At 35.8% G+C, this 25,396-nt stretch carries 28 protein-coding genes; 15 read left to right on the top strand and 13 right to left on the bottom strand.

Annotated elements, in window-relative coordinates; translation table 11 throughout:
* Window positions 1-2: 2 nt before the first annotated feature.
* Window positions 3-983: a zinc ribbon domain-containing protein gene (locus ILA26_RS07890; RefSeq protein WP_292896075.1), complete on the top strand. Its 981-nt coding sequence runs from the start codon at window positions 3-5 to the stop codon at window positions 981-983.
* Here ILA26_RS07890 and ILA26_RS07885 read toward each other — a convergent pair whose 3' ends face one another.
* Entirely contained in the window at window positions 984-1,271 is a 288-nt protein-coding gene (locus ILA26_RS07885) for a winged helix-turn-helix domain-containing protein (protein WP_292896073.1), read from the bottom strand.
* 132 nt (window positions 1,272-1,403) lie between these two features.
* Here ILA26_RS07885 and ILA26_RS07880 point away from each other — a divergent pair, with 132 nt between their 5' ends.
* The 8 genes from ILA26_RS07880 (at window position 1,404) to rrp42 (ending at window position 7,363) form a co-directional block, all read left to right on the top strand.
* On the top strand, window positions 1,404-2,042 hold the full coding sequence (locus tag ILA26_RS07880; RefSeq protein ID WP_292896071.1) for a zinc ribbon domain-containing protein: 639 nt from the start codon (window positions 1,404-1,406) through the stop codon (window positions 2,040-2,042).
* Between the two features lie 69 nt (window positions 2,043-2,111).
* A complete protein-coding gene (gene rnp3 / locus ILA26_RS07875) occupies window positions 2,112-2,822 on the top strand; it encodes a ribonuclease P protein component 3 (protein ID WP_292896069.1) in 711 nt (236 codons plus the stop codon).
* On the top strand, window positions 2,812-3,168 hold the full coding sequence (locus ILA26_RS07870; protein WP_292896067.1) for an Rpp14/Pop5 family protein: 357 nt from the start codon (window positions 2,812-2,814) through the stop codon (window positions 3,166-3,168). The genes rnp3 and ILA26_RS07870 overlap by 11 nt, the downstream gene beginning before the upstream one ends.
* Before the next feature lie 209 nt (window positions 3,169-3,377).
* A complete protein-coding gene (psmA, locus tag ILA26_RS07865; RefSeq protein ID WP_292896065.1) occupies window positions 3,378-4,172 on the top strand; it encodes an archaeal proteasome endopeptidase complex subunit alpha in 795 nt (264 codons plus the stop codon).
* 36 nt (window positions 4,173-4,208) lie between these two features.
* On the top strand, window positions 4,209-4,910 hold the full coding sequence (locus ILA26_RS07860) for a ribosome assembly factor SBDS (protein ID WP_292896063.1): 702 nt from the start codon (window positions 4,209-4,211) through the stop codon (window positions 4,908-4,910).
* A gap of 27 nt (window positions 4,911-4,937) precedes the next feature.
* Window positions 4,938-5,849, top strand: coding sequence for an exosome complex RNA-binding protein Rrp4 (gene rrp4, locus ILA26_RS07855; protein ID WP_292896061.1), 912 nt, complete (start codon window positions 4,938-4,940; stop codon window positions 5,847-5,849).
* 23 nt (window positions 5,850-5,872) lie between these two features.
* Window positions 5,873-6,565 carry an exosome complex exonuclease Rrp41 gene (rrp41, locus tag ILA26_RS07850; RefSeq protein ID WP_292896059.1) on the top strand — a complete coding sequence of 231 codons (693 nt, stop codon included), beginning with the start codon at window positions 5,873-5,875 and terminating at the stop codon, window positions 6,563-6,565.
* Window positions 6,566-6,577: 12 nt separating this feature from the next.
* Window positions 6,578-7,363: an exosome complex protein Rrp42 gene (gene rrp42, locus ILA26_RS07845; protein WP_292896057.1), complete on the top strand. Its 786-nt coding sequence runs from the start codon at window positions 6,578-6,580 to the stop codon at window positions 7,361-7,363.
* Here rrp42 and ILA26_RS07840 read toward each other — a convergent pair.
* Genes ILA26_RS07840 through ILA26_RS07815 form a run of 6 tightly spaced genes read right to left on the bottom strand, consistent with a single transcriptional unit; the run spans window position 7,360 to window position 11,464 of the window.
* The gene (locus ILA26_RS07840) at window positions 7,360-7,992 is read right to left on the bottom strand and encodes a molybdenum cofactor guanylyltransferase (protein WP_292896055.1); all 633 of its coding nucleotides are present in this window, start codon (window positions 7,990-7,992) and stop codon (window positions 7,360-7,362) included. The genes rrp42 and ILA26_RS07840 overlap by 4 nt on opposite strands.
* A 17-nt stretch (window positions 7,993-8,009) precedes the next feature.
* Window positions 8,010-8,771: a hypothetical protein gene (locus ILA26_RS07835; protein ID WP_292896053.1), complete on the bottom strand. Its 762-nt coding sequence runs from the start codon at window positions 8,769-8,771 to the stop codon at window positions 8,010-8,012.
* Window positions 8,772-8,790: 19 nt separating this feature from the next.
* Window positions 8,791-9,354: a precorrin-6Y C5,15-methyltransferase (decarboxylating) subunit CbiT gene (gene cbiT, locus ILA26_RS07830; protein ID WP_292896051.1), complete on the bottom strand. Its 564-nt coding sequence runs from the start codon at window positions 9,352-9,354 to the stop codon at window positions 8,791-8,793.
* The gene (locus ILA26_RS07825) at window positions 9,355-9,903 is read right to left on the bottom strand and encodes a UbiX family flavin prenyltransferase (protein ID WP_292896049.1); all 549 of its coding nucleotides are present in this window, start codon (window positions 9,901-9,903) and stop codon (window positions 9,355-9,357) included.
* Between the two features lie 9 nt (window positions 9,904-9,912).
* Window positions 9,913-11,139 (bottom strand): HD domain-containing protein, encoded by a 1,227-nt coding sequence (locus ILA26_RS07820; RefSeq protein ID WP_292896047.1) that lies wholly within the window; start codon window positions 11,137-11,139, stop codon window positions 9,913-9,915.
* 4 nt (window positions 11,140-11,143) lie between these two features.
* Window positions 11,144-11,464 (bottom strand): hypothetical protein, encoded by a 321-nt coding sequence (locus ILA26_RS07815; protein WP_292896045.1) that lies wholly within the window; start codon window positions 11,462-11,464, stop codon window positions 11,144-11,146.
* A gap of 261 nt (window positions 11,465-11,725) precedes the next feature.
* Between ILA26_RS07815 and ILA26_RS07810 the strand changes: the two genes are divergently transcribed.
* Entirely contained in the window at window positions 11,726-12,943 is a 1,218-nt protein-coding gene (locus ILA26_RS07810) for an ammonium transporter (protein WP_292896043.1), read from the top strand.
* Window positions 12,944-12,951: 8 nt separating this feature from the next.
* On the top strand, window positions 12,952-13,290 hold the full coding sequence (locus ILA26_RS07805) for a P-II family nitrogen regulator (protein WP_292896041.1): 339 nt from the start codon (window positions 12,952-12,954) through the stop codon (window positions 13,288-13,290).
* A gap of 64 nt (window positions 13,291-13,354) precedes the next feature.
* On the opposite strand, the gene ILA26_RS07800 is transcribed toward ILA26_RS07805, so the two are convergent.
* Together ILA26_RS07800 and aroD are read right to left on the bottom strand one after the other, a co-directional pair.
* The gene (locus ILA26_RS07800; RefSeq protein WP_292896039.1) at window positions 13,355-13,894 is read right to left on the bottom strand and encodes a S24/S26 family peptidase; all 540 of its coding nucleotides are present in this window, start codon (window positions 13,892-13,894) and stop codon (window positions 13,355-13,357) included.
* Between the two features lie 68 nt (window positions 13,895-13,962).
* Window positions 13,963-14,640 carry a type I 3-dehydroquinate dehydratase gene (gene aroD / locus ILA26_RS07795; protein WP_292896037.1) on the bottom strand — a complete coding sequence of 226 codons (678 nt, stop codon included), beginning with the start codon at window positions 14,638-14,640 and terminating at the stop codon, window positions 13,963-13,965.
* A gap of 130 nt (window positions 14,641-14,770) precedes the next feature.
* Between aroD and ILA26_RS07790 the strand changes: the two genes are divergently transcribed.
* From ILA26_RS07790 to ILA26_RS07775, 4 genes are read left to right on the top strand one after another with little or no spacing between them, the layout of a single operon-like run.
* The gene (locus tag ILA26_RS07790; protein ID WP_292896035.1) at window positions 14,771-15,496 is read left to right on the top strand and encodes a hypothetical protein; all 726 of its coding nucleotides are present in this window, start codon (window positions 14,771-14,773) and stop codon (window positions 15,494-15,496) included.
* Window positions 15,497-15,507: 11 nt separating this feature from the next.
* Window positions 15,508-16,371 carry a succinate--CoA ligase subunit alpha gene (sucD, locus tag ILA26_RS07785; protein WP_292896033.1) on the top strand — a complete coding sequence of 288 codons (864 nt, stop codon included), beginning with the start codon at window positions 15,508-15,510 and terminating at the stop codon, window positions 16,369-16,371.
* Window positions 16,372-17,574, top strand: coding sequence for a hydroxymethylglutaryl-CoA reductase (NADPH) (hmgA, locus tag ILA26_RS07780; protein WP_292896031.1), 1,203 nt, complete (start codon window positions 16,372-16,374; stop codon window positions 17,572-17,574). It abuts the gene before it with no gap.
* A gap of 1 nt (window position 17,575) precedes the next feature.
* Window positions 17,576-17,779, top strand: a complete 204-nt coding sequence (locus ILA26_RS07775; protein ID WP_292896029.1) for a hypothetical protein — start codon at window positions 17,576-17,578, stop codon at window positions 17,777-17,779.
* A 395-nt stretch (window positions 17,780-18,174) separates the two neighbouring features.
* Here ILA26_RS07775 and ILA26_RS07770 read toward each other — a convergent pair whose 3' ends face one another.
* The 4 genes from ILA26_RS07770 to ILA26_RS07755 all read right to left on the bottom strand — a co-directional run bounded on the left by ILA26_RS07770 (window position 18,175) and on the right by ILA26_RS07755 (window position 25,384).
* Window positions 18,175-23,751, bottom strand: a complete 5,577-nt coding sequence (locus ILA26_RS07770) for an Ig-like domain repeat protein (RefSeq protein WP_292896027.1) — start codon at window positions 23,749-23,751, stop codon at window positions 18,175-18,177.
* A gap of 336 nt (window positions 23,752-24,087) precedes the next feature.
* Window positions 24,088-24,729 carry a DUF116 domain-containing protein gene (locus ILA26_RS07765; protein WP_292896025.1) on the bottom strand — a complete coding sequence of 214 codons (642 nt, stop codon included), beginning with the start codon at window positions 24,727-24,729 and terminating at the stop codon, window positions 24,088-24,090.
* 9 nt (window positions 24,730-24,738) lie between these two features.
* Entirely contained in the window at window positions 24,739-25,191 is a 453-nt protein-coding gene (locus ILA26_RS07760) for a hypothetical protein (RefSeq protein ID WP_292896023.1), read from the bottom strand.
* A gap of 37 nt (window positions 25,192-25,228) precedes the next feature.
* Window positions 25,229-25,384 carry a hypothetical protein gene (locus ILA26_RS07755; protein WP_292896021.1) on the bottom strand — a complete coding sequence of 52 codons (156 nt, stop codon included), beginning with the start codon at window positions 25,382-25,384 and terminating at the stop codon, window positions 25,229-25,231.
* Window positions 25,385-25,396: the final 12 nt, after the last annotated feature.

The following is a 25,396-nucleotide window of genomic DNA, read 5'->3' as shown; positions in this document are numbered from 1 at the left end:
GGTTGATAGTTTGTGATATTTGCGGAACACTCAATTTCAATGAAAATAATTATTGCACTCATTGCGGCAATAAACTGCTCCCGGAACATATTTGTCCTGTTTGCGGTGAACGCAATGATGATTTAGCAACTCATTGCATTAAGTGCAAAAACCAGCTTAATCCAATTCATATTGATGATTTTGACATATTGTTTGATGAGTATAATCAAAACTTGTTGGCGAATGCTGAAATCAGCGATGAAGAATATGACAACCTGCTGTCTGATATTTTCATTAAGGCGGATTATGTTGATGTTTGGGGAAAGTCAACTAAAGATAAAGTTATGAATCTTGCAAGCGTTTTCACTGAATGCAAACCTAAATCCAGAGGATATGAAAGAGGATTTATCTTTTTAGGAAACTGCATTTTTTATGATGACAGGTTAGAGGATTCAGTTCAAATTTCAACTATAATTCATGAATTGGCTCATTACTTTTTATTTAACATTATTGAAACATTATTATGCAGCATTTTCAAGGTAAGGCCATCATCAACCATTCAAAGTTTCGTTTGGTATTTCCTGAAGATTATGGAATTTGAAATCATGGCTGAATACTGCGCCCATACTGTAGAGGGACGATTCATACCTTTTGGCTATCAGAATTATGGATCTTTTAACAGTTTGGTTGAAAATTCAGGTTTTGACGAAAAGACCCTTGACACACTAATAAAATTGGGAAATTCCTTTGCAAATGAAATCATTGTTTATTTGGAAAAGTACATTGATGACAGATTAAGAAATGAAATCAAATTGCAATACAGAAAGGACATGGCCCCTCCCACAAATCAATCAATTTTATTGGAAACCGATAACTGCTATTCAATTTCTTTGAAAAATAGTTTGATAATAAATATGTTATATGATGTTCTAAAAGAAGTTTCAAGTAATAGAGAAGCTATAGAAGAGTTAGAAAGTATTAAAGAAGGTATAGAATTAGGTTAATTATTCTTTTTCTTCTTTTGCTTTAATAGTTTCTAATACATCTTTACCAGTATCAGTCAATCTGTATAATCTTCCTTTACGAGCTTCTTCATTAATGCATTCAACTATTTCTTTGCTTTTTAATTCGCTTAGAACTTTTGAAATGTGATTGGTCCTAATCCCACTGTCTTTTGCGATGTTAGTTGGTATTTTAACTTCGTCTCCAATGGATTTTAATGTCTTTTCTCGGTATTTTGAGATTTGAACATATGAAGTTAATTTCAAAAGCTCATCACTTTCTTTTACCATGATGAATTATTTATTTTTTATACTATAAAATATTTTATAACATCGTATAATTACTTTAAACACTTCTTAAATCTATATGTGTATCATTAAATTATTATATTAGATACATTAAAAATAATATTATTGATTCATATGAAATGTAGTAAATGTGGTTTTGAAAATAAAGACAAAGCAAAGTTTTGTACTAAATGTGGAAATTCATTAACTGTACAGGATACTGAATCAACTTCTGCAGGTTCAGGTATCAATTCAAAATATGTTATCATTGCTTTAATTGCAGTAATAATTATTTTGGCAGGTACTATTGGATTTTTTGCAATGAATAACGGTTTTGGTTCAGTTCAAAGTGATGATGCTTCACAGAGTACTGCTTCTCAAGAGACACAGTCAGTAGATGATTCTAGTGATCAAGGCAGTTCTGAAAAAACTACAACCGAATCCTCATCTAAGAAGAACACTGAGGTTGTGGACAAAAAGTCTTGGGAATCCATTGGAAGCTATTCCGGTTCAGGATCCGGTTCAAAAACAATCAGTGTTCCTGAAGGTAAAATCATGGTGAAATTGTCCGCATATCCTATTAAGAACTATGCAACAAACCATTTGTACGTAAGCGGCTCTAATGGAGAGTCCGGCGGAGTAGACTGGGGTTCTAAAAGCGCAGTTGAAACAAGATCCGACTCATTCACTTACACTTCAAGTTCTGAAGAGACATTTACAATCGATTATTATGAAACTGTAAGTTGGGAAGTTGAATTCTATAGATATCAATAGTGATTTTTTAATCACTTTTTTATTTTTTTTAGATAACATTATTAAGATATAAATTATAAATTAATTACTATGTTTTTTGATTTAAATATTAAGGGGAGTAGCTTGGAAAATAATATTAAACTAGCTATTCAGGCTTCTGATTATGGATGGGAGCATATTAATTTTTCATATAATCAAAACGAATTTAAAGAGGCTTTAAAGTTAAGGGATAATCTAAAAGATTCCTTGGATGATATCATTGATTTTGATTATACTCTTGAAATTAAATCAACAAACATTAATGAAATTAGAAAACATGCCAATAATTTCAGGTCCCGGGCTTCATGCATAAGCGTTGTCGGCGGGGACTTGAAGGTTAATCGTGCCGTTTTGGAAAACATCAAGATTGATGTGCTGTCAAGGCCATATCTCAACAGGTTTGATTCAGGCATGAATCATGTTCTTGCAAAAGAGGCCGTGAGGAATAATGTCGCAATCGAGATATGCTTCAAGGATATTTTAAGGACATACCTGGCTCCAAGGGCAAAGGTGATTTCTAATTTCAGGGACTTATACCTCTTGTATAGAAAATTTGATTTTCCATTGATTTTATCCTCAAGGGCAGAATCCGTTTTCGATATTAAGACTGTTCATGACTTCATCAATGTTTTTACACAGACTGGCTTGACCGCTGATGAGATAGATAAGTCATTTAAAACTTCTGAGGAAATTTTAAAGTTTAATGAAAATCGTCAAGATCTTATTTTAAAGGGTGTTAGGAGGGTTGATGATGAAGCTTAAAGTTTTGCCGCCTACACTTAGGAAAAACAACCGTTACTTAACAGTTGATATTAAAATCGCTTCCCAAATTGACAAGGATGAATTGGTAAGTATTATTTGGGACGCCTGTATTCGTTTCAAGGGCGAATGTGAAACATCTAATTTTAATTTGTGGGTCATGAAATTCTATGAGATTGATAGATGTGATGACTATTATCATTATAAGGCAATCGTGAGATGTCAAAGAGATTTTGTAAGTGAGGTCAGGTCATCCATAGCACTTGCAACAAGGCACAATGGCAAGAGTCTTGCAATGTCAACCATTGCATTGTCAGGTACCATTAAAGCATCACAAAAATACATTTAATTACTTTTTGTAACTTTAAAATAGAAAACTTTATAAATAAATATTATTATAAATATCAATTGGATTTATGGAAAAAGAATAAAAAACAATTTTAATTTTCTGCACTGCAGTAATTAAAATTAAAAATTTGCCTTTTCATGGAGATTTGGTTTTATTTTTTTATGTAGTCGAATTAAATTTAATATTTATAAAAAATATGAGGTATTAATATGCAACCTTTACAAAGTGCTGGATACGATAGGGCTATTACTGTCTTTAGCCCAGATGGAAGACTTTTCCAAGTAGAATATGCAAGAGAAGCTGTTAAAAGAGGAACTACATCTATCGGTGTAAAAAGTTCAGAAGGTATTGTTTTAGCTGTAGATAAAAGAACCACTTCTAAATTAGTTGAAGCATCATCTATCGAAAAAATATTCAAAATAGATGAGCATATTGGTGCAGCTACTTCAGGTCTTGTTGCAGATGCAAGAGCTTTAGTTGAAAGAGCAAGAGTTGAAGCACAAATCAATAAGATAACCTATTCTGAACCAATTCGTGTAGATAGTTTATCTAAAAAATTATGTGACATGTTACAGTTATACACCCAAAATGGTGGAGTAAGACCATTCGGTTCAGCTTTAATCATTGGTGGAGTATATGACGGTAAATGCAAATTATTCGAGACTGACCCAAGTGGAGCTTTAATTGAATATAAAGCAACTGCTATCGGTTCAGGAAGATCTGCTGCAATGGAAATATTCGAAGAAAAATACGAAGATGACTTAACATTAGATGGTGCAATTGAATTGGCATTGACTGCTATCAATGAGGCAACTGACCATGACACCACATCTAACAATGTTGAAATTGCAGTTATTAAAATGGAAGATGAAAAATACGTAAAACTTCCTCAAGACAAAGTACAAGAATACATTGATGCTGTACTTGCAGTTGAAGAAGAAGAGGAAGAAGAAGTTGAAGAAACTGAAGCTGAATCTGAAGAAGATTCAGAAGATGAAGAATAATTATTATTCTTAATTAATTAGTTAGGAGATGTTTTGATGGTAAATGTTGATGAAGCTATTATTGCTAAATACGAATATATGGGTGAACACTTCGAGATATTGGTTGACCCTGATTTAGCAGCAGATTTTCGTAATCCTGATGGTCCTGACGTTGCCATCGAGGATCTTTTAGCTGTTGAAGAAATTTTTAAAGACTCCAAAAAAGGAGATAAGGCTTCTGAAGAAGCTATGAATAAAATTTTTGAAACTACTGATCCTATAGAAGTTTCTAAAATAATACTTGAAAAGGGAACTGTTCAACTAACTGCTGACCAAAAAAGGAAAATGCAAGAGGATAAAAGAAAATTGGTTATCAATAAAATTGCTACCGAAGCAATAAATCCTCAAAATGGACTTCCTCATCCTGCCCAAAGAATTGAAAATGCATGTGATGAGGCAAAAGTCAAATTCGATCCATTTACTTCAGTAGACCAACAAGTCCAATCAGCCCTAAAAGCTATCAAACCTTTAATTCCAATCAGGTTTGAAAGAGTGAAAGTTGCTGTAAGACTTCCAGGTTCCGCAGCAGGAAGCGCTTATAATGTCATTCATGGATTTGGAGAAATAGTCAATGAAGAATGGCAACAAGATGGTTCATGGATAGGTATTATTGAAATGCCTGGTGGTCTTCAGAATTCCTTCGCTGCTAAAATGGCGGAGATTTCAGGTGGAGAAGCAGAAACTAGGACTATTAAATAATTAAATTTTCATGCGTATGGGATTATTATGATATATGTGGAAAATAAAGATTTAGTTATTCCAGGTCAAATATTGGCTGATGACGAATACTATTCAGGAAGAGGTACCTTCAAAGAGAACGGTAAAGTTTGCTCTTCTTTAATGGGACGTGTTTCTTTAAGGAATAAAAAACTTAGAGTAATTCCTCTCAAAAGTAAATATGTGCCTAAAAAAGGAGATGTTGTAATAGGTAAAATCAACGATGTCAGATTCTCCATGTGGGACGTTGACATTAACTCACCTTATTCTGGAATTTTACCTGCTTTTGAAGTTTTTGGTCGTGAGAAAAAAGAACTCAACAAAGTGTATGATGTTGGGGACGTGCTATTTTTAAGAGTTGTCGACGTTGATGAAATCAAGAAGGCGAAACTCGGATTAAAAGGAAGAGGAATGGGTAAATTCAAAGGAGGAATCATTGTAGATATTGCTCCAACCAAAGTTCCTAGACTAATCGGTAAAAAAGGTTCAATGATCAACATGATTAAGGACAAAACCAATTGTAAAATCGTTGTTGGTCAAAATGGTCTTGTCTGGGTTAAAGGAGACGAGGACATGGAACAACTTACCCGTGAAGTTATTCACTTAATTGAAGAGGAAGCTCATACTTCTGGTTTAACAAATAAAATCAAAAACAAATTATACTTAGCTATTGATGGTGAATTACCACCTGAAGAAGTTGAAGAAGCTGAAGAAGAATTTGTTTTGGAAAAACCTAAACTTCAAGACTTCAAAGAAGAATTAGAACAAGAAGAAAGAGAAGCTCAAGAGAAAAAAGAGAAAAAAGATAAACCAGATATTGGTGAAGTTATAGAAGAATTCAAAAGAAAAAACAAAAGTAAAGATGGTTCATTATCTTTAAGTGATAACTCCAATAATTCTTTTATATTGAATAATAAATGATTTCAAGAGTGTGAGGTTGAAATATGTCAGATTTAATAAGAGATGATGGTAGGAAATTTGATGAATTACGTCCTATTAAAATTGAAGCAGGTGTTCTCGAACGTGCAGACGGTTCTGCTTACTTGGAAGTTGGTGGAAATAAAATTTTAGTGGCTGTCTACGGTCCTAGAGAATCCTATATTAGAAGATTACTCGAGCCAAATACTGGTGTTATCAGATGCAGATACAACATGGCTCCATTTTCAGTAGATGACAGGAAAAGACCAGGTCCTGACAGAAGATCTTCTGAAATTTCAAAAATCACTGCTGATGCTTTAAGGCCAGCATTAATGTTAGAGAATTATCCTCGTTCAATGATTGATATTTATATAGAAGTAATAGAAGCGGAAGGTGGAACCCGTTGTGCAGGAATCACCGCAGCTTCCGTTGCATTAGTGGATGCAGGAGTGCCTATGAAAGATATTGTAGTAGGTTGTGCTGCAGGTAAAGTTTATGATGAAATCGTCCTTGATTTATCTGAAAAAGAAGATAAAGAAGGTCAAGCTGATGTTCCAATAGCTATGATGCCAAGAACCGGTGAAATCACATTATTACAAAGTGACGGTGACTTGACTGAAGAGGAATTTGCAAAAGCAATCGACTTAGCTATGGAAGGATGTCGTAAAGTAAACGAAATCCAAAAAGAAGCTTTAATGAAAAAATATGCTATAGAATAAGTGGGTGGAAATATGGAGATAGTACCAGAAATTACAAGAAGAAGTATTACAAACCTTGTCAAAAATGATAAAAGAGAAGACGGCAGGGCACTTGACGAATATAGGGATATTTCTATTGAAACTAATGTTATTTCTAAAGCTGAAGGTTCCGCTCGTGTTAAACTCGGTGGAACTCAAGTTATTGTAGGTATTAAACCACAACTTGGAAGCCCATTCCCAGACACTCCTGACTTAGGAGTTCTAATGACCAATTGTGAAATGTTACCAATGGCTGATCCTAATTTTGAACCAGGACCACCTAGTGACGATTCAATAGAACTTGCACGTGTAGTTGACAGAGGTATCCGTGAAAGTGAATTAGTGGAATTAGACAAATTATGTGTTGAAGAAGGAAAACACGTCTGGATGTTGTTCATTGACTTACACATTATTGACAACTGTGGAAACCTTTTCGATGCTTGTGAATTAGCTGTTATGGCTGCTTTGAAAACCACTAAATTGCCTGTTGCAACTATCGTTGACGAAGAAGTTGTCCTTAGTGAAGATGAAACCTTCGATTTGCCTATTAACAATGAGTTAGCATTATGTACTTTTGTTAAAATTGGTGATAAGATGATTATTGACCCATCATTAACTGAAGAAAAAGTTGCTAGTGCTCGTTTGAATGTTGGTGTTACAAAAGACGGTCACATCTGTTCCATGCAAAAAGGTGGAAAACAACCATTGACTAAAGACGATATTCTTTTCGCTGTCAATATGGCAGTAACAAAAACAAAAGAGTTAATAGAACATCTTTAAATGTCTGTTGGACGATTAAGATTTCTAAATTCTTTTTTTTCTATTTTTTTATTATCAATCAGAACAAATTTTGCATTGACTTTTTCTATCATTCCCTTGATGTGTAATGTGTCCTCTCCCAATAAATCCTCTATTGTGGATATTATGTTTTTATTGTAGATTGAGTGGAGTGGCTCTGATGTTTTTAGCATGTTTTCATCATCATGATATGGAACAATAGCTTGGTATTCATCATCAATTTCTTTAAAAATAGCATGTATATAACTTTTAGAAACATATGGGCTATCACAAGGTAATATCAATGCATAGTTGCTGTTGATCTGTTCTAGTCCTGTCATTATTCCTGGCAATGGTCCTTTATTTTTTATCTTGTCCTCGACAAATGTGAGATTGTATGTGTAATCTTTAGGATTTATGAATTGGGAATATTTGCCAATCCTTTCCTTGTCATTTAAAACGATTACAACCTCATTTATTTCATCATTTAATGTAGAAAGGACATGTTTAATCATAGGTTTGTCTTGAATAATCATGGATCCTTTATCCTGACCCATTCTCCTACTCTGCCCTCCACATAAAACGATGCAAGATTTAATATTTTCACTACTTTTTTCAATTTCATTACTCATATTAAATCTCTCCAAGTTTAATCTTTGACGTATACGTCTGCATCCTCATCGAACGGGTTGGTACGAATGATTAATGCAATCATGTAAGGGTAATGCTTATGCAGATATTTCAAGTAGTAAACCCATTCATGAACCAACTTGTCGTATACTCTTTGCATATCTCCGTTCAAATGGCCAAAGTCAGCATCGCTGACTAATGCCAAATCTTTCCTGTGCTCTAGTTCCTCATCGAGGTGAAGAATTGCATTGACTAGGCCGGTGAATTCCTCTTTTTCAAGCAAGTTAGGATTGTTTATCAGATTGATGATGAATTCCCTTTTGCTTACAAGGAAAGTCCTTAGGTTTTCTAGGAACTCTTCACGTTCTTCAGGAGTGATGTCTGCCTGAAAGTCAATGGAAGTACCTTTAAGTTCAGCCAACTTGTTTTCAAAGTCTTTTTGGTCCCAATTTTTGATGGATTTCAAGTTTTCAGTGCTTGCTTTGTATTTGTTCACTGTGCTTAATTGGGTAATCAACTCGTTTCCAACTTCGGAAAAGAATGTGCTCATGAGCATGTCCAATTTTTCAAGCATTGCTTCTTTTTCTTTTCTTTCAATAATCTCGTCAAGCAGGAATGCAACAACAAGTATATCTACCGGAATGAAACCTAAGTGGGTCCAGATGTAGGATATGATATGTTCTGCATCACCTAATACGAGGTAATTGGATCCATAAATAATAATTATTAAAATAACCATCAATATGGAAAATTTAATTTTCCATCTTTTATGTGTGTCCATATTTATAATCTCCATATATTCATCGTTTTTTAGCGGTAATAATAGCTATTGGATTTTCACTAATCATTAAAACTCCACGGTCAAGGATTCTGCCGTTTGAAACATTAATTTCCATCAACTTAGGATTGTAACCTAAATCCTTAAGCTTATTGACAGCTTCAACCTTAGTGTCAACCAATATTGCGGTAATTAGGATTCTACCTTTTGAATTTAATTTTTCATCAACAATGTCCAGGATATTTTCAAGCTGCTTGCCACTGCCTCCTACAATGGCAATGTCAATGTCGTCAATATCTTTTAGAGCTTCAGCCCCATCGTCGTTGATTAATGTGACATTGTCTCCAAGTCCGAATTTCTTAAGATTTCTTGAAGTCACTTCAATTGCTTCAGGGTTTGTGTCGATGGAAATCACTTCATGAGCCCTCTGTGAAAACTCACAGGTTATTCCACCAGTTCCACATCCGCAGTCAACCACCTTGTCGGCGGATGTCACTTCTGATTTGTATAATAATATAGCCCTTATGGCTTCTTTAGTAGGTCCTGGAACGTCACAGGATTTAATGAAATCCCTATCTTCTAACATTTACTCCCACCTTTTAAATAAGTTATTTTCAATATTTAATGAGTCTAGGATTTTTCCCACAATGAAATTGATTTGGTCATCAACGGTGTCATGTGTTGAATAAAAACCGGGCATTGCAGGTAAAATTATAGCCCCTTCTTGTGATAATGTTAGCATGTTTTGTAAATGAATGCTTCTGAGTGGAGTTTCACGAGGAACGATGACGGTAGGTCTTCTTTCTTTTAAACTCACGTCCGCCACTCGGGTAATTGTATTTGCACCGTATCCATTGGCTATTGAGGATAATGTCTTCATGGAGCATGGTGCGATGACCAATCCTTCGGCCTTAAATGATCCACTGTTTATGGAAGCTGTCAAATCGTTGAAATTGTAGTAAGTGTCTGCTAGTTCAATCACGTCCTCAACATTGTAATCGGTTTCTGATTCTATAACAATCTTTGCGGTGTCGCTTATGACTAAACTATTTTCAATTTTTAATTCTTTCAGTGCTTCAAGGAGTCTTATTCCATATATCACTCCGCTTGCACCTGTAATTGCTACTACTATCATATTTTTCTCCTAGAATAGTTTGATTTGGTCATAATGGATGCCGTGGAATTTTTCCCGATCTATTTCAGGTAAATCCAGGTAATTTTCAAGTTTAAGTTTGTCAAATTTTGATTTTTCCTCTTCAGGAACGTAAACGCTAATGTCAGGAATATTGAATCTTGCCTTACTCAATGCTCCTATGATGTTTGATATTTCTGTTAATGGGTAGAGTTTTTCATCTACATTAACTTGAGTTTTCATTTCATCAAAACGAGGATATTCTGCGATATTTATGAATACATAATCCTTGTCAAGGCCGTAATCTTCTGCAATTTCCTCTTCAGCTTTTCTAAGCTCATCCGCTTTGATCTTATACATTTTTTCAGGTGTCTTAAAGTTGTCTAGCCTGATTGTCTTGACCCTTTTTGGCACGATTCTATTGTCGAGCCTGGACATTATGTCGTTTGCATATTCATTGTCGCAGTGTCGGAATATTGAAATTATGTCGGTATCGTCGTATTTGTAAATGTCATTCTCGTTAATTGTTCCATTATCAATAATTTTTTTTAGGGCACGCCTGAACATTGTATTGACAATTCTTGTGGTGTGATGTTGGTAAACGCTTGGGTACATGAAGTATCTTGACACCAATGCCCCTTCGGCTGCTTGAACACCCTTGATGTCCAATACCAATCCGTCTTGCAATGACAAATTGGAAATGATTCTCTCATAATCGATTATTCCATAGGATACTCCGGTATTGTGGGAGTCTCTTAAAAGATAATCCATTCTGTCAACGTCAAGCTCTCCTGAAACAATTGGGCCCAGGTGACCTTTTCCATTCACGATGTCTACAATTGCATTCACGTCAAATTTTTCCTCAAGCAAATCTCTCATTGAGGTTTTTGTCACTACATATTTGGTTAATTCCTCATGAGGTACTGATAGGACTCCCTCGGATACGTGGGAAAACGGGCCATGGCCGATATCGTGCAGGAGTGCAGATGCCCTGATCAGTTCAATCTCATCGTTGCCCAATTCCAACTCTTCGGATAGTTTTGACCCGAGATTCATTGTTCCGACACAATGTTCGAATCTGGTGTGTGTTGCTCCAGGATATATTAGGCTTATCAGTCCTAATTGCTTTATTCTCCTTAAACGTTGGAACTGTGGCATGTCCATTATTTTTACTTCAAATTCAGTTAGGCGAATATCTCCATAGACACTGTCTCTGATAAACTTTTTTTTACCGCTCATGTTATCAGTCCTCATAATCATATCTACCGTATGTTGTTTCCCAATTATCATAGTCGTACGAATTGTCCCAATCATCTGTTGTATCGTTTGTATAAGTTATATTTGTAGTGTTAGTTGAATTTGTTGTATTTGTGGTATTCTTAGGGGTTATTGTAGGGACTTTGTATACATAATTAGGTTCGAATGAATCATCTTCAAGTGATAACAATTTGTATGAGTCATTGTCCTCATGAATTGTCAAACTAGCAACTGCAGCGCTAATGCAAAATGCAGCGACTGCAACTATTAGAAATACAATTAAATTTGCTTTTACTGCCCCTCTCATAATACCACTTATTTTTATTTGATTTATTAAATTAAACTATACTATTATTATTTTTTTAAAAGCTATTATTTATTTGTTACTTTAAAAATCGAATTTTAAAGTATTTTTAAAATTATTTTTGGATTTTTTTAGTCAATCTTACAAAAACTTTATATGTGATGTTGTTCTATCATTATATATCGGAAGTATACTTCCGACATATTACTTCCGACTCTTCGGAAGATATTATTACAATTTAAAAATTCAAAGAGACAAGATAAAATGGTTATGTTTAGTGCTGGTGACACAGCATGGGTACTTGTTTGCACATTGCTAGTGCTTATAATGAGTATTCCTGCGGTGGCATTTTTTTATGGAGGATTATCAAAACGTAAAAACTTATTAAATACAATATTTCTAACTTTCATTGCATTTTCAATAATCAGTGTAATTTGGGTAATATTCGGTTATCAGTTTGCATTCGGAACAGATATCAATGGATTGATAGGTTCCCCAACCAATTTCTTCCTTCAAGGAATTGGACTGGATGATTTGAACGGTACAATTCCAACTTTATTGTTTGTAATGTTCCAGTGTGCGTTTGCAGGTCTGACCTGTGCGATCATGTCTGGTGCATTAGTTGGAAGGATGAGAACAAGAGCTTGGGTAATATTCGTTCCATTATGGGCATGCCTCGTATATGTCCCTATCGCCCACTGGGTATGGGGAGGAGGATGGCTGATGCAGATGGGTGCACTTGACTTTGCGGGAGGTGCAGTAGTTCACATCAATTCAGGTATATCTGCTCTGGCGGTTGCATTGGTCTTGGGAAAAAGGAAAGATACCTCACTGATTCCTCACAACCTAGGTTATGCAGTTCTTGGGGCTGCGCTCCTTTGGTTTGGATGGATGGGATTCAATGGAGGATCTGGTTTGGCTGCTGATGGACTTGCGGCAAATGCAATTATCGTGTCAAATGTTGCTGCAGCAGTCGGATTGATTGTATGGACAATAATAGATACATTCATGGTTGGAAAACCAACAGTGCTTGGTGCAATTTCCGGTGCAGTTGCAGGTTTGGTTGGAATCACTCCTGCAGCAGGGTTTGTAGATGTTCCTGGTGCAATTATAATAGGTGCAGTCGCTCCAATCATTTCATACTTTGCAATCAATTACCTAAAACCAAAACTTGGATACGACGATGCCTTGGATGTATGGGGTATCCATGGAATGTCAGGAGTATGGGGAGCAATAGCAACTGGTATATTTGCGGTTCCATCAATCGGAGGAGTTGCCGGATTATTCTATGGCAATCCTGGCCAGGTTGGAATTCAGATAATAAGTGTAATTGCAACAATAATATATTCATTTGTAATAAGTTACGTATTGGCTAAAGTATTGGATAAAGCCATGAACGGTATAAGAGTGGAAGAGAGTGAAGAGGTTGGAGGACTTGACAGCAACCTTCACAGGGAATCCGCATATAACTTTAATTCATAGGTGATATTATGAAACGTGTAATAGCCATTGTAAGGCAGGAAAAATTTGATGATGTTAAAAAGGCTTTAGTCGAAGTCGGCTGTGAAGGAATGACTGTGTCTGAAGTTAAAGGAAGAGGCAGCCAACAGGGGATAAGAGAATCCTATAGGGGATCAAGCTACTGTATAGACCTCATTCCAAAAACCCGTGTTGAGGTTGTAGTCAAGGATGAGGGATTAGACTTAATCACTGATGCAATAATAAAAGGAGCTCATACAGGTAACATCGGTGACGGAAAAATATTCATACAACCCGTTGATAACGTAATTAGGATAAGAACCGGAGAGGATGGTGATAAGGCAGTATAGATAAAAAACCAATTATAAAAAACTTTCATGGGGAAATAAGAAATTATTTCCCATATCTCCCTTCTTAATAGTCAATGACAACGCCACCAATATCTGAAATGTCAACCCAAGTGGTTACACCTTTAACCTCATATAGAACACCATTTATGTATTCATAGGAAATGTTTTTGTTGTCGCTTATTAGGTGAATGTCATTTCCGTTAATCTGGTCAACCCTTTTGATGATGCCACCATATTCCTCAGAGTCCGCAACGACAATGTCTCCGACATGAATGTCGTGGGTCTTGTTCATGAGAACTGTCTGTCCATCCTGCAATGTTGGAAGCATTGATGTTCCGTCAACATTAATAACAACGGGTATTTGATTGGGTCCCAGACTTGAATTGATATTGATTGTAGGGTTGTTCATGCCATATCTGATGCAAATGTTTTCAATTCCATCATGAAGGCCGCTGGCATTTGTGGTGGTGTCGTTCATGACACGTGAAGTGTAGTCGCAGATTTCATGGTTTAATGAATTAAAATCAATATTGTTTAAACTGCGAGTCTCAACGCTAATATTTTTGCCGTCGGTATAAACGTTAACGGTATTGTTGTTAATCATCAAAAAAGCAAAAAATAATATAAAAATAAGTACAATTAAAGCTAAAATTAATTTTTTAGCCATTAAAATCACTCATCCATGATGTTCAAGTCCATATTTAGCAATGCTTTCATTGTTTCGATATCAATTTGCCCAGGTGCAGTAACATCAGTTCCTGCCGCAAATGTGATTGGTGAGTCGAATTTAGATGCCATCACTCGGGTATAGCTTCCCAAATCTCCCATTGAAATTGCAATTGTGTCTTCACAGTGGGACAGCACTGCAAGAATGGTCAATGTGTCTTCCAGATCCTGTGGCATGAAAGCAACTTTGGCGATGTCTCCCAATTCCTGTTCCTTTTCAACAATATACATTATTTCATTCAAATCAGGAGTTTTCTCAAAGTCATGGTAGGAGACAATGGTCTTGACGCCGGTGTCATGAATCTTGTTAATGTACTCATCACTTGATTGAAGCTCAATGTCGACATAATCAACCAGGTCGCAGCATTCGTAGAGGATGTTGAATCTTTCCTCTTCGCTTCCTTTAAATGATCCTCCCTCTGAGCTGATTCTATTTGTAGCAATCATTGGGAAATTGATTTCATTGATTGTATCCTTGATTTCATTGATATCCGGATTTTTAAGTGCATCTATCCTAAACTCCAATACGTCTGCACCTTTTTCGATACAATCTTTTGCTACTGTGACTACATCTTTGCAATTTTCCTGAAAAATAGGAATTGCAATTTTGGTTTGGGAATACATTAATATATAATATAATTGTCATTATTAAATAAATTTTCTTAAAACCTTTATATAAATTAAAAAACATAATATATACCAATAAAATTTAATATTTTATTTATTTTATCAATTGATTATACAAGGTGTTAATTTGAAAATTACGGCTATAGGTGCAGATATATCAAAAAATGATGTATCCTGCAGTTCTAAGCTAGTAGAAACTATTGAGAAAAACCTTCATACAGTAAAAGATTTGGGAGCAAGAAGTGTAGCATTGACAAATGTAACTGGTGATGATGTTGTTATCAGCGCATTTGTGGAGGATGACTTGCTTGAAAAGGTCAATGAAGGTATTGTTAATGTTTTAAAGATGAGTGCAGAAAACTTTGGAGATCTGTCTGGAATTTCCGATAATCCTGAAGATGCCGGAGAGGGAATTTCATATGCTCAAGCAAGCATAAGGCCTGACAGGTATCCTGACGCTATTGTTTTAGGCTTTGATACATATGGGGGAGAACCGTTTGTGGCGGATGTTGCTAACTCTGCAATTGAGGCTGCACGCGGAATGGCTAACTGCACTGATGTGTCAGATTTCATCGAGCCAAAGACAAGAGAGATTCCTGGTGTGGGATATGTATCACCAGAAACCGATGATCCTGTGGTAGTTGCTACTATTGAAAATATAGAATCTGTTGGAGTGGTGGCAGGTGCTATGATTGGAGCTGCACTTGGAAATAAGAATGTTTATTTGGTTAAAAGAGGAACAACTTGTAATGTATTGCCAGGCAGTGTGATATTTTCAGCCACTGCTTTTATGAATGGAAATGTAATAGATTTGGCTGTTCCATTTGAAAATAAGACTAGGATATTGAGATAAGGAGGTTAATTATGATTTTATTAAATGAAGATACAAAATGTATAGTTCAAGGAATCACAGGTAAGCAAGGTTCCTTCCACACAGAACAGATGTTAAAATACAATACTAATATTGTTGCAGGACTTACCCCTGGAAAAGGAGGTCAGAAGTTTTTAGACCAAATACCAATCTTCAATTCCATGGAAGAAGCTGTTGAAGAAGTGGACATTAACGCTTCAATTATATTTGTACCTGCAAGATTTGCAAAGGATGCTGCTTTTGAAGCAATCAGACACTTGGACTTGGTTGTTATCATATCAGAACATATTCCTGTACATGACAGTATGAAAATCATGGCATACGCAAAAGAGATGGACACCACAATCATAGGACCTAACACTCCGGGAATCATCTCACCGGGAGTCGGTAAATTAGGTATCATGCCAACACATATCTTTTCAGAAGGAAATGTTGGTGTAATCTCAAGAAGTGGTACATTGACATATGAGATTGCAAGCGAGTTAACCAATGCAGGAATAGGTCAAAGTACTGCAGTTGGTATTGGTGGAGACCCAGTAACCGGGGACAATTACGTTGACATATTAAAAAGATTCGAGAAAGACGATGACACCGATGCGGTTGTCTTAATCGGTGAAATTGGAGGAACTGCAGAAGAAAGAGCAGGTAAATACATCGCTGAGGAAATGTCAAAACCTGTCGTATCATACATTGCAGGAAGAACCGCACCACCGGGCAAAAGAATGGGTCACGCAGGAGCTATCATTCAAGGTAGTTCAGGTACCGTTGCAAGTAAGACCAAAGCATTAAATGAAGCTGGTGTTGAAGTAGCTAAAAAACCATCTGAAATTGTAAATTTACTCAAAAAGGTAATGTAGATGTCAAATCAGGAAATTATTGATAAATTGTTAAAAGGTGAAATGAAGCTTTATCAGGTAGATAAGGAAGTTTCTGCAAAGGAAGCTACAGATATTAGAAGGGAATTTTTGGAACAGAAATATGATTTGGATTTATCTAATATCTCAAATTACACTCTGGACATGGAAAGGGCCTCTGCAAGAAACATTGAAAACTCCATTGGAGTATTGCAACTGCCGATGGGAATTGCAGGACCGTTAAAAATAAACGGTGAATACTGTCAAAGGGAAGTCTTCGTTCCCCTTGCAACCTCTGAAGGAGCGCTTGTTGCATCAATAAATCGTGGTGCATCAACTATAACAGCATCCGGAGGGGCAAATGCAAGAGTAATTTCAGACTGCATGACAAGAGCGCCTGCAATCAAATGTGAAAATGCAGTTGACGCCTTAAAAATCAGACAATGGTTTATTGATAATTTCGATGAGTTAAAGGAACTCGCTGAAAGCACAACTTCACATGGTAAGTTAATCAAAATTGATCCTATCCTTATTGTTGGAAGCTATGTATATCCAAGATTTGTATTCTCAACCGGAGACAGTATGGGAATGAACATGGTGACAATAGCTTCTGAAAAAATCCTTGATAAGTTGGCTAGTGAAACCACTGCAACCCATATTGCATTGAGCGGTAACGTTTGTGTAGACAAGAAACCTGCTGCAATCAATATTGTTGAAGGAAGAGGAAAAAGCGTGGTTGCAGAAATATTGATACCTGAAGAGATTGTTGAAAAGAAACTCAAAACCACAGCTGACGCAATCGTTGAGGTAAACACCGCCAAAAACCTAATTGGATCTGCTGCAAGTGGAGCAATGGCATACAATGCTCATTATGCAAACATGGTCGCTGCAATATTCTTGGCAACTGGCCAGGATGCTGCACATGTCGTTGAAGGATCCCTTGGTATCACAACAGCGGAAAACAGAAACGGAGATTTGTATTTCTCAGTGAACTTGCCAGACCTGCCGGTTGCAACCGTAGGTGGAGGAACAAGTCTTGAAGTTGCTCAGGAAGGATTGAGCATATTGGGTGTTGCTGGCTCAAATCACGCTAAGGAATACGCAGAAATTGTTGCTTCAACCGTTTTAGCAGGTGAATTGTCACTTGTAGGTGCATTGGCTGCAGGACACCTTGCAAGAGCTCACCAGGAACTTGGAAGAGGATAAAATGGATGATTTAGATAATTTATTATATCCTGAAATCACTCTTGAAACTGATGATATTGTAATGACAATTTCCGTTAAGAAAGATTATTCCCAAATTGAAGATTTGGATGAGCGAAAAGAAGAATTCATTAATGATTTGAACGATTTCATTAAGGAATTCAGTGAAACACCTGAATCTCAGGAATTCATGGAATATTTTGATTAGTATTAAATCTAAATCAAAATATTATTCATTCTATTTTTTTTAGTTCACTGATTTTATGTCTTAGGATTAATAAGATGTAGGATTAAAGCGACGATTTCTGTGCCCATGGTATGGATATTGCACTCTATTTTTTTAAATTATTCTTGTTTTAAAAGGGGGTCATAACTTTCATGTTGAATTAAAGGCATACCTTTTTTATAATTTTGACAGTGTATAAATTTGATAGTTAATGCTTGTTGCCCAATATATTGAAGTAATGAAATATGGTAACTTTGCATTGTTAGTTTATATTTAGAAACAGGACTCAAAAATTTAGTCTATAACATTGTGAGTTCGAGAAAATGAGGTTTTTTAAAGCTATAATAATAAAAAAGTTATAGGGATTTTGGTAATCCCTATTTTTTAATGGTTAATTTTTTGGTTACAACATCTTTTCCGTAGGTTACTTTGTATTTGTATTTTTTGCCAACTTTGAGTTTTTTGAGCATGGATTTTTTGACTTTCCATTTTGCTTTTCCTTTTTTGTTGGTTTTTGCCTTGTAGGTTTTGCCCTTGAATTTGATTTTGAGTGTTTTTGATTTGAGGTATTTGCCGTTTACTTTTTTCAAGGTAATTTTTACTTTGGTAACCTTTTTGGATTTTTTAACCTTTTTGTTAGCAGCTTTGATAATGCTGTTGACTTTCACTGTGTTTTTAACTGTAATACCTTTGTATGTTGCTGTAATGACATATTTGGCTTTTTTAGGTTTTACATTAGGCAATTTCAATGTTGCATAACCGTTCTTATCGGTTTTTACAGTATAGGTTTTACCGTTGAATTTTATGGCAACGGCTTCACCCGCTCCAACTGCCTTGCCGTTTTTAGTTACAAGAACTTTATACGGTGATTTAGAAGTATAAAGCATTGCGACGTCCTTATTGTTTATTATTTTATAAACAGGGTTTTTCACGGTTAAAGTAGAGTTTTTAGTGACTGCAGGGTATTTTGCATCACCTGAATAGCTGATAACAGCATTATATGTGCCGTCTGCAAGGCCCGGAACAGTTATTGTTGCTGATCCATTTACCAAATTGGCTGTGTAGGTTTTGCCGTTGACGGTGACTGTTAATGTGCCTGTTGCATCACTTGGAAGTTTGATGGTAAATTCAGGTGTTTCAGCATCTGCAGGAACATTGACGTCAATTGCTGGAGGCTCTGCTTTAGGTTTGACTTCAAATTCAACTGATTTTTCAGTGAAGTTAAATTTGTAATTTCCATCAAAGTTAACATCTGCAGTATAATTGCCTATGCTTAAACCGGAAATGATATGACTGCCTGCACCGTTAATCACACTTACAAGGACATTTTCCCAATTTATGAATATGCTAACATTGCCTGTGAATTCCTTATCTGCAGTGATTTTAACAGTGGCATTTTGACCTTCATAAATGTCCTCAACACTAACAACTAAATTAGGATCCTGTTTAGGTTTGACTTCAAATGCAACAGATTTTGCAGTGGACTCAAATGTCTCATCGCCGTTAAAACCAATATATGCAACATAATTTCCGACAGGTAGGTCTTCAATATAGTATTCGCCTTCACCGAATAGTACAAATACATTATCATTAACAATGCTGTTTATAACTATTATAAGGTCTCCTATGAATGAGTCATCTGTGGTCACGTTTACGCATGCATACTGTCCAACATAAATGTCTTCAACTGAAATGGTTAAGTTTAAATCGGTTTTATCCGCTTCTTTTTTAACTTTGAATTCTGTTGATTTTGTTTCGGCATTGAATTCAGTGGTTCCGTCAAAACGGACAGTTACTGTGTAATTTTCTGCACGTAAATCCATAGCAATGAAACTGCCTTTGCCTTCAATTATCTCTATGGTTTCGTTTTGGATTTCAGTTCCGTTTATTGAGATTTTAACCGTACCGTCAAATGCGTCATTGGTGGTAACTGTTACAGTTGCCATGTTGCCTTCATTAATGTCCTCGACATTAACGTTTAAACCAATATTATATTTAGGTTTGACTTCGAATTTCACTGATTTTTGAGTTGGGTTGAATTTGTAATTGCCTTTAAAGCTGACAGTTGCAGTATAATTATCGGCAGACAAGTCTTGAATGGCATAATTTCCAACACCCTTAACAACATTGACTGTAATATTGCGGCTGTTTATGGATAAAATGACCTCGCCTGTGAAATTGTTATCAGTGGTGATATTAACAACTGCATCTTGTCCTTCAAATATGTCAGAAGCATTGACATTTAGATTAAGGTTGTATTTAGCTTTGACTTCAAATTTGGCTGTTTTTTCAGTTGGGCTAAATTTGTCATTGCCTTTAATGCTGACAGTTGCGGTATGATTGCCCGCAGGTAACCCTGAAATGGTGTAGTTGCCAACACCATTAATTACTTTAACAGTGTAATCAGTACCGTTAACGGATAATGTGACGTTGCCTGTGAAAGTGTTGTTTGAAGTAATATTAACAACTGCATCTTGTCCTTCAAATATGTCAGAAACATTGATGTTTAAATCAAGGTCATTTTTAGGTTTGACTTCAAACGAACCTGCTTTTGCAGCGGAATCAAAGGTATTGTCACCGTTAAAACCAACATATGCAGTGTAATTGCCAATTGGCAAGTTTTCAACAGTATATGAACCTTCACCGTTATTTATGTTTATATTATCATTAACAATGCCGTTTATGATTAATGTGAGTTTGCCGTTGAAGGCATTATTTGTTTTGACCTTTACGGTTGCATTCTGACCTGCAAAAATGTCTTCAACTGAAACGGTTAAATCAAGATCAGGTTTTTCCGCTTCTTTTTTAACTTTGAATTCAGCTGATTTTGTCTCAGCATTGAATGAAACGTTTCCGTCAAAGCTGACAGTTACATTATAATTTCCTGCAGCTAAATCCATAGCAATGAAACTGCCTTCGCCTTCAATTATGCTGAAGGTTTCGTTTTGAATGTCAGTTCCGCTTATTGATATTTTAACAGTACCGTCAAATTCGACATCGAATGTAATGTTTACAGTTGCCATATTGCCTTCATTAATGTCCTCGACATTAACGTTTAAACCAATATTATATTTAGGTTTGACTTCGAATTTGACTGTTTTTTCAGTTGCATTAAATTTATTGCTGCCTTTAAAGCTGACAGTTGCGGTATGATTGCCTGTAGGTAATCCGGAAATGCTGCAGTTGCCAACACCATTTATTACTTCAACAGTGTGGTCTTTTCCGTTAACGGATAATGTAACATTGTCTGTGAAATTGTCATTGGCATTAATTTTAACTGTTGCATTTTGACCTTCAAAAATACTGTCGATATTCACATCCAAATCAAGGAAATATCCCAGTTGAATTTTACTTTCCAGTTCTGCTTTATTATATTCGTAATATGTGCTGAATTTGACAGTATAATTTCCCAGGTTAAGGCCTTCTATTTTCCATCCCTTATCTGTGCAGGTGAATGTTTTTTCAACTCCATTTTTGTCCCTGGCGGTTACTGTAAGATTACATTCCGGTAAACCGTAGAACAATACTGTATCGCCTGGAAATACTACATCATTAACATTATTATAAAATTGAATATTTGTGTTATACACATTATTGTTGACAAAAGAACAGTTCACAGCAGATCCCTCTTCAATTGCACCGCTAACCTTACGAGCTGTTGCAGCATTATTTACAAAAGAGCAGGTGACAGCGGAACCATTTGCCATTGCACCACCATACTTTGCAGTATTATTTACAAAAGAACAGTTAAATGCGTAACCATGTCTGATTGCCCCACCGTACTCTGATGCGGCATTATTGACAAATTTACAATTTTCAGCAGAACCTTGATACATTGCTCCACCATATGTTGCAGTATTTTTTTCAAATGTACAGTTTTCAGCGGCTACATTGGAAATTGCTCCACCATTGTATGCACTATTGCTTTTAAATGTACAGTTTATTGCGGTAACGTTTTTTGCCCCATTATTCCATACGGCACCACCAAATCCGTTTGTAGCAGTATATCCGTTTTCAAATATTATATTTTTAAATGTGACAACGGCATTGTTGGTTACCTGGAAAATCCTCATTTGATTATTAGCATTTATTCTATAGCCTTGTCCATCAATTGTAACAGATTTATCGATTATGATTCCATCTTCCAAGTTGCCTTTGTTAGAACAATAGTAATCATTATTCAGGATAATTGTATCATTTTGAGTGTTTTTGATTAATGTTTCCAAATTCTGGATTGATTTAATTTTAACTTCTATCTGTGTGTTAAGCTCACCATTGACTTTGTCACTACTAATGGTGAATTTGACGGTATATTTGCCTGCGTCTAGATTTTTCACTTGCCATCCTTTATCAGTGCATGTGAATGTTTTTGAGTTGCCGTTTTTATCAGTAGCGGTAACTATGATCCTACATTCAGGCAAACCAGTGAACAATATGCTTTCACCAGTATATGCCACGTCATTAACATTATAAAATTCAATTTTTGTTTGAATTGCATCGTTATTGACAAAAGAACAGTTTTTAGCAGAACCTTGATACATTGCGCTTCCTATTTTATCTACTTTATTATTGACAAAAGAACAATTTTGAGCGGAACCACCACACATTGCTCCACCTTCATACGCTTTATTATTAATAAAAGAACAGTTTTGAGCGGAACCATCACGCATTGCACCTCCGCTGTATCCTGTATTATTAATAAAAGAACAGTTCACCGCAGAAACAGAATGCATTGCACCACCATATCCGGTTGCAGAATTATTGATAAAGGAGCAGTTTTGAGCGGAACCATATTGCATTGCAGCACCGTAATTTGCTTTATTGTTGATAAATGTGCAGTTTTGAGCGAAACCCATATAATTTGCCCCACCTTTATCTGCTCCATTGTTGATAAATGTGCAGTTTCGGGAGTAAATCTTATAATTTGCCCCACCCTCTCTGATTGCAGCATTATAGCTAAAGAAGCAGTTTTGAGCGAAACAATCGGGAACTGCATCACCTTCAGTTTCAAAGTAAATGGCACCACCATCAAAATTTGCTCTTTGATTTATAAAGGAAGAATTTATAACTGCACCTTTATACATAAAGAGGATTGCACCGCCAAAATTCGCACTACCATTAACAAAAGAACAGCCCACAATTGAATCAGCACTATTAATATAATAGATTGCCCCACCGCGTGTTGCTCTATTGTTGATGAAGGAGCAGTTTTGAGCGGAACCCCCATAAATTGCGCCACCATAATATCCAGCATTATTATTGGCAAATGAACAATTTACAGCAGAACCAGAATGGATTGCACCACCCTCATTAGCAGCAATATTGTTAACAAAAGTACATTTTTCTGCAGTTACATTAAAGAGTGCTCCACCATTGTATGCAGTATTCTTAGTAAAATTACAGTTTATTGCAGTGACCTTTTTTGCCCCATTATTCCAGATAGCACCACCACATCCGTATTTGGGAGTCCATCCATTTACAAATGTCATATTATTAAATGTGACAGTTGCACCATTAGTGACCTGGAAAATTCTCATTTTACCCCCGCCATCTACTTTATGCCCATTTCCATTTATGGTTATTGACTTGGTAATTTTTATACCGTCTATCAGGGCACTGTCAGTTTCAGAATTATAAGAATAATCCGAGGACAGTTCATATGTAGGTCCGGCGGAATTAAGTCCATTTTGTAATTGTGTCAGTGTAGTTGGTTGATCTGTCAGTATGTTTTCATTATCTGAAACACTAATGTTTTCATTTTGTGTATCATCGCTTGCAACAACAACATCATCACTTACATCGTCAGCATCAACACTAGCAACAATATCCTTACTTACATCGCTGGCATCAACACTAGCAACAATATCCTTACTTACATCGCTGGCATCAACACTAGCAACAATATCCTTACTTACATCGCCAGCATTAACGCTTGCGACAGTAAACAGAACCATTATCAAACATATGATAATGAAAAATTTTTTTAAATCGCATTGTTTTATTTACCTCCACTACTATATATCGTTCAAAAAATATTTAAATATTTATATTATAGGTTAATATTTTGTACATTTGAGGATTTTAGTTTAGAAAAATATTTAAAGATTAATATAATGGTGAATATATTATACATTGGAGGGTTTAGTTTAATTTAAAATTATCAATGATAAATTTTGAAGGATGCATCTTATTTTTGCGACAATTGAAGTGTTGGTCTCACATCATATGTTTTTGGTGATAGCGTTCACTATAGTAAGAAAAATATCTCAAAAAGATTATATTAGGTTAGGCTAGTATTTTGAATCAATTTTTTCAAATACCTTTTTAACATTCACTTTTGTTTCAAAACAGCCTGTTTTTTCAAGCAATACTCCTTGAGGGCAAAAGTCGGACAGTAACATCATCATCTGATTCAGGTCCTCATGACATGCCACGCCAAGAACTGCCTGGAACTTGTTTTCCATGACTATTTTTTTAACGAAGCTTGACCCTGGGACAATATATAATTTGTAGCCTAGATGCTCTGACTTTTTCTTGATTGCCCCTATTGAGCATAATCCGCATTCGCTGCAGTTCAAACCCTCCTTTTGAAGTGGTGCTGGACAATCCTTATGCCTTAAGCAGTGAGGCAAGAAGATTAATGTCTTTTCAGCGGGAATTTGTCTGAAACGCTCTTTATTGAGGTCATCTCTCACCTTTATTGCAATGTCGTCAATCAGATGGTCGTCAAGTTTTAAAAAATGAGCTATTGTCTTAAAAGGAGAATACAATAAGTCGACAATGTACAATAGGAATCTCGGGAACTTTATCTTGTTTTTACGGGCTATCAAATAACCTAAAATCAGCACTACAATGAATAATATCACAATCAGTATGGCCACAAACACCACTAGCTGGCCCAAAAACATGTAAAAAGAATCTATGAATATCATTGTCTTAGCCTAAAATTCTTCAATGGAATAGTTTTCAATTTCCTTATTTAATCTAACGCCTGTAGGTGTTTTGATTATTTCTAGTCCAGATAAGCTGTCGCAAGAACATAATACGTTCTGTTCGGGATGGGTTCCCGGAGTTATGTTGCAGTTTAGGTTTACTTGGTCTCCGATGGATAAAACAGTTTCCAAACGTTTTGTTGATGGATGATCCTTGTTTAAAATCACTATTGGGGAGGATTCTTCACGACTGAGATATGCTTGGGACCTTATTGCACGCTTGTCTTTTTTGAAATTGGATACGGCTATAATATCGTCAGATTCTAAAAACTGGACTATCTCCTCGTTGTCCTGTGTCGCAATGAAAAGCATCTTGTTTTCATATGCAACTTTTATGACGCCAACGATCCCGGTTTCGCCTTCAAGAAACAGTATTTCGTCATTTTTAAAATTGATATCCATGGTATCACAAAAAATAAAAAAAGAGAGTAAAATAGATTTACTCTGCAATTTCCACGTTGTCGCTTTGACAAGATGGACAAACAACTTTTTTTCCAAGTCCTTTAAAGGAATTTCCACAGTCTTTACAATGGTATTTTTTAGTTTTCAATTTTTTCAAATCAATATCGGCCATTGGCCCTCCGCTAGAGCACATTTTAAATCACCT

Origin of the sequence: Methanobrevibacter sp. (assembly GCF_017940815.1) — an archaeon.
GTDB lineage: Archaea > Methanobacteriota > Methanobacteria > Methanobacteriales > Methanobacteriaceae > Methanocatella.
This window is presented reverse-complemented; position numbering and strand designations above follow the sequence as displayed.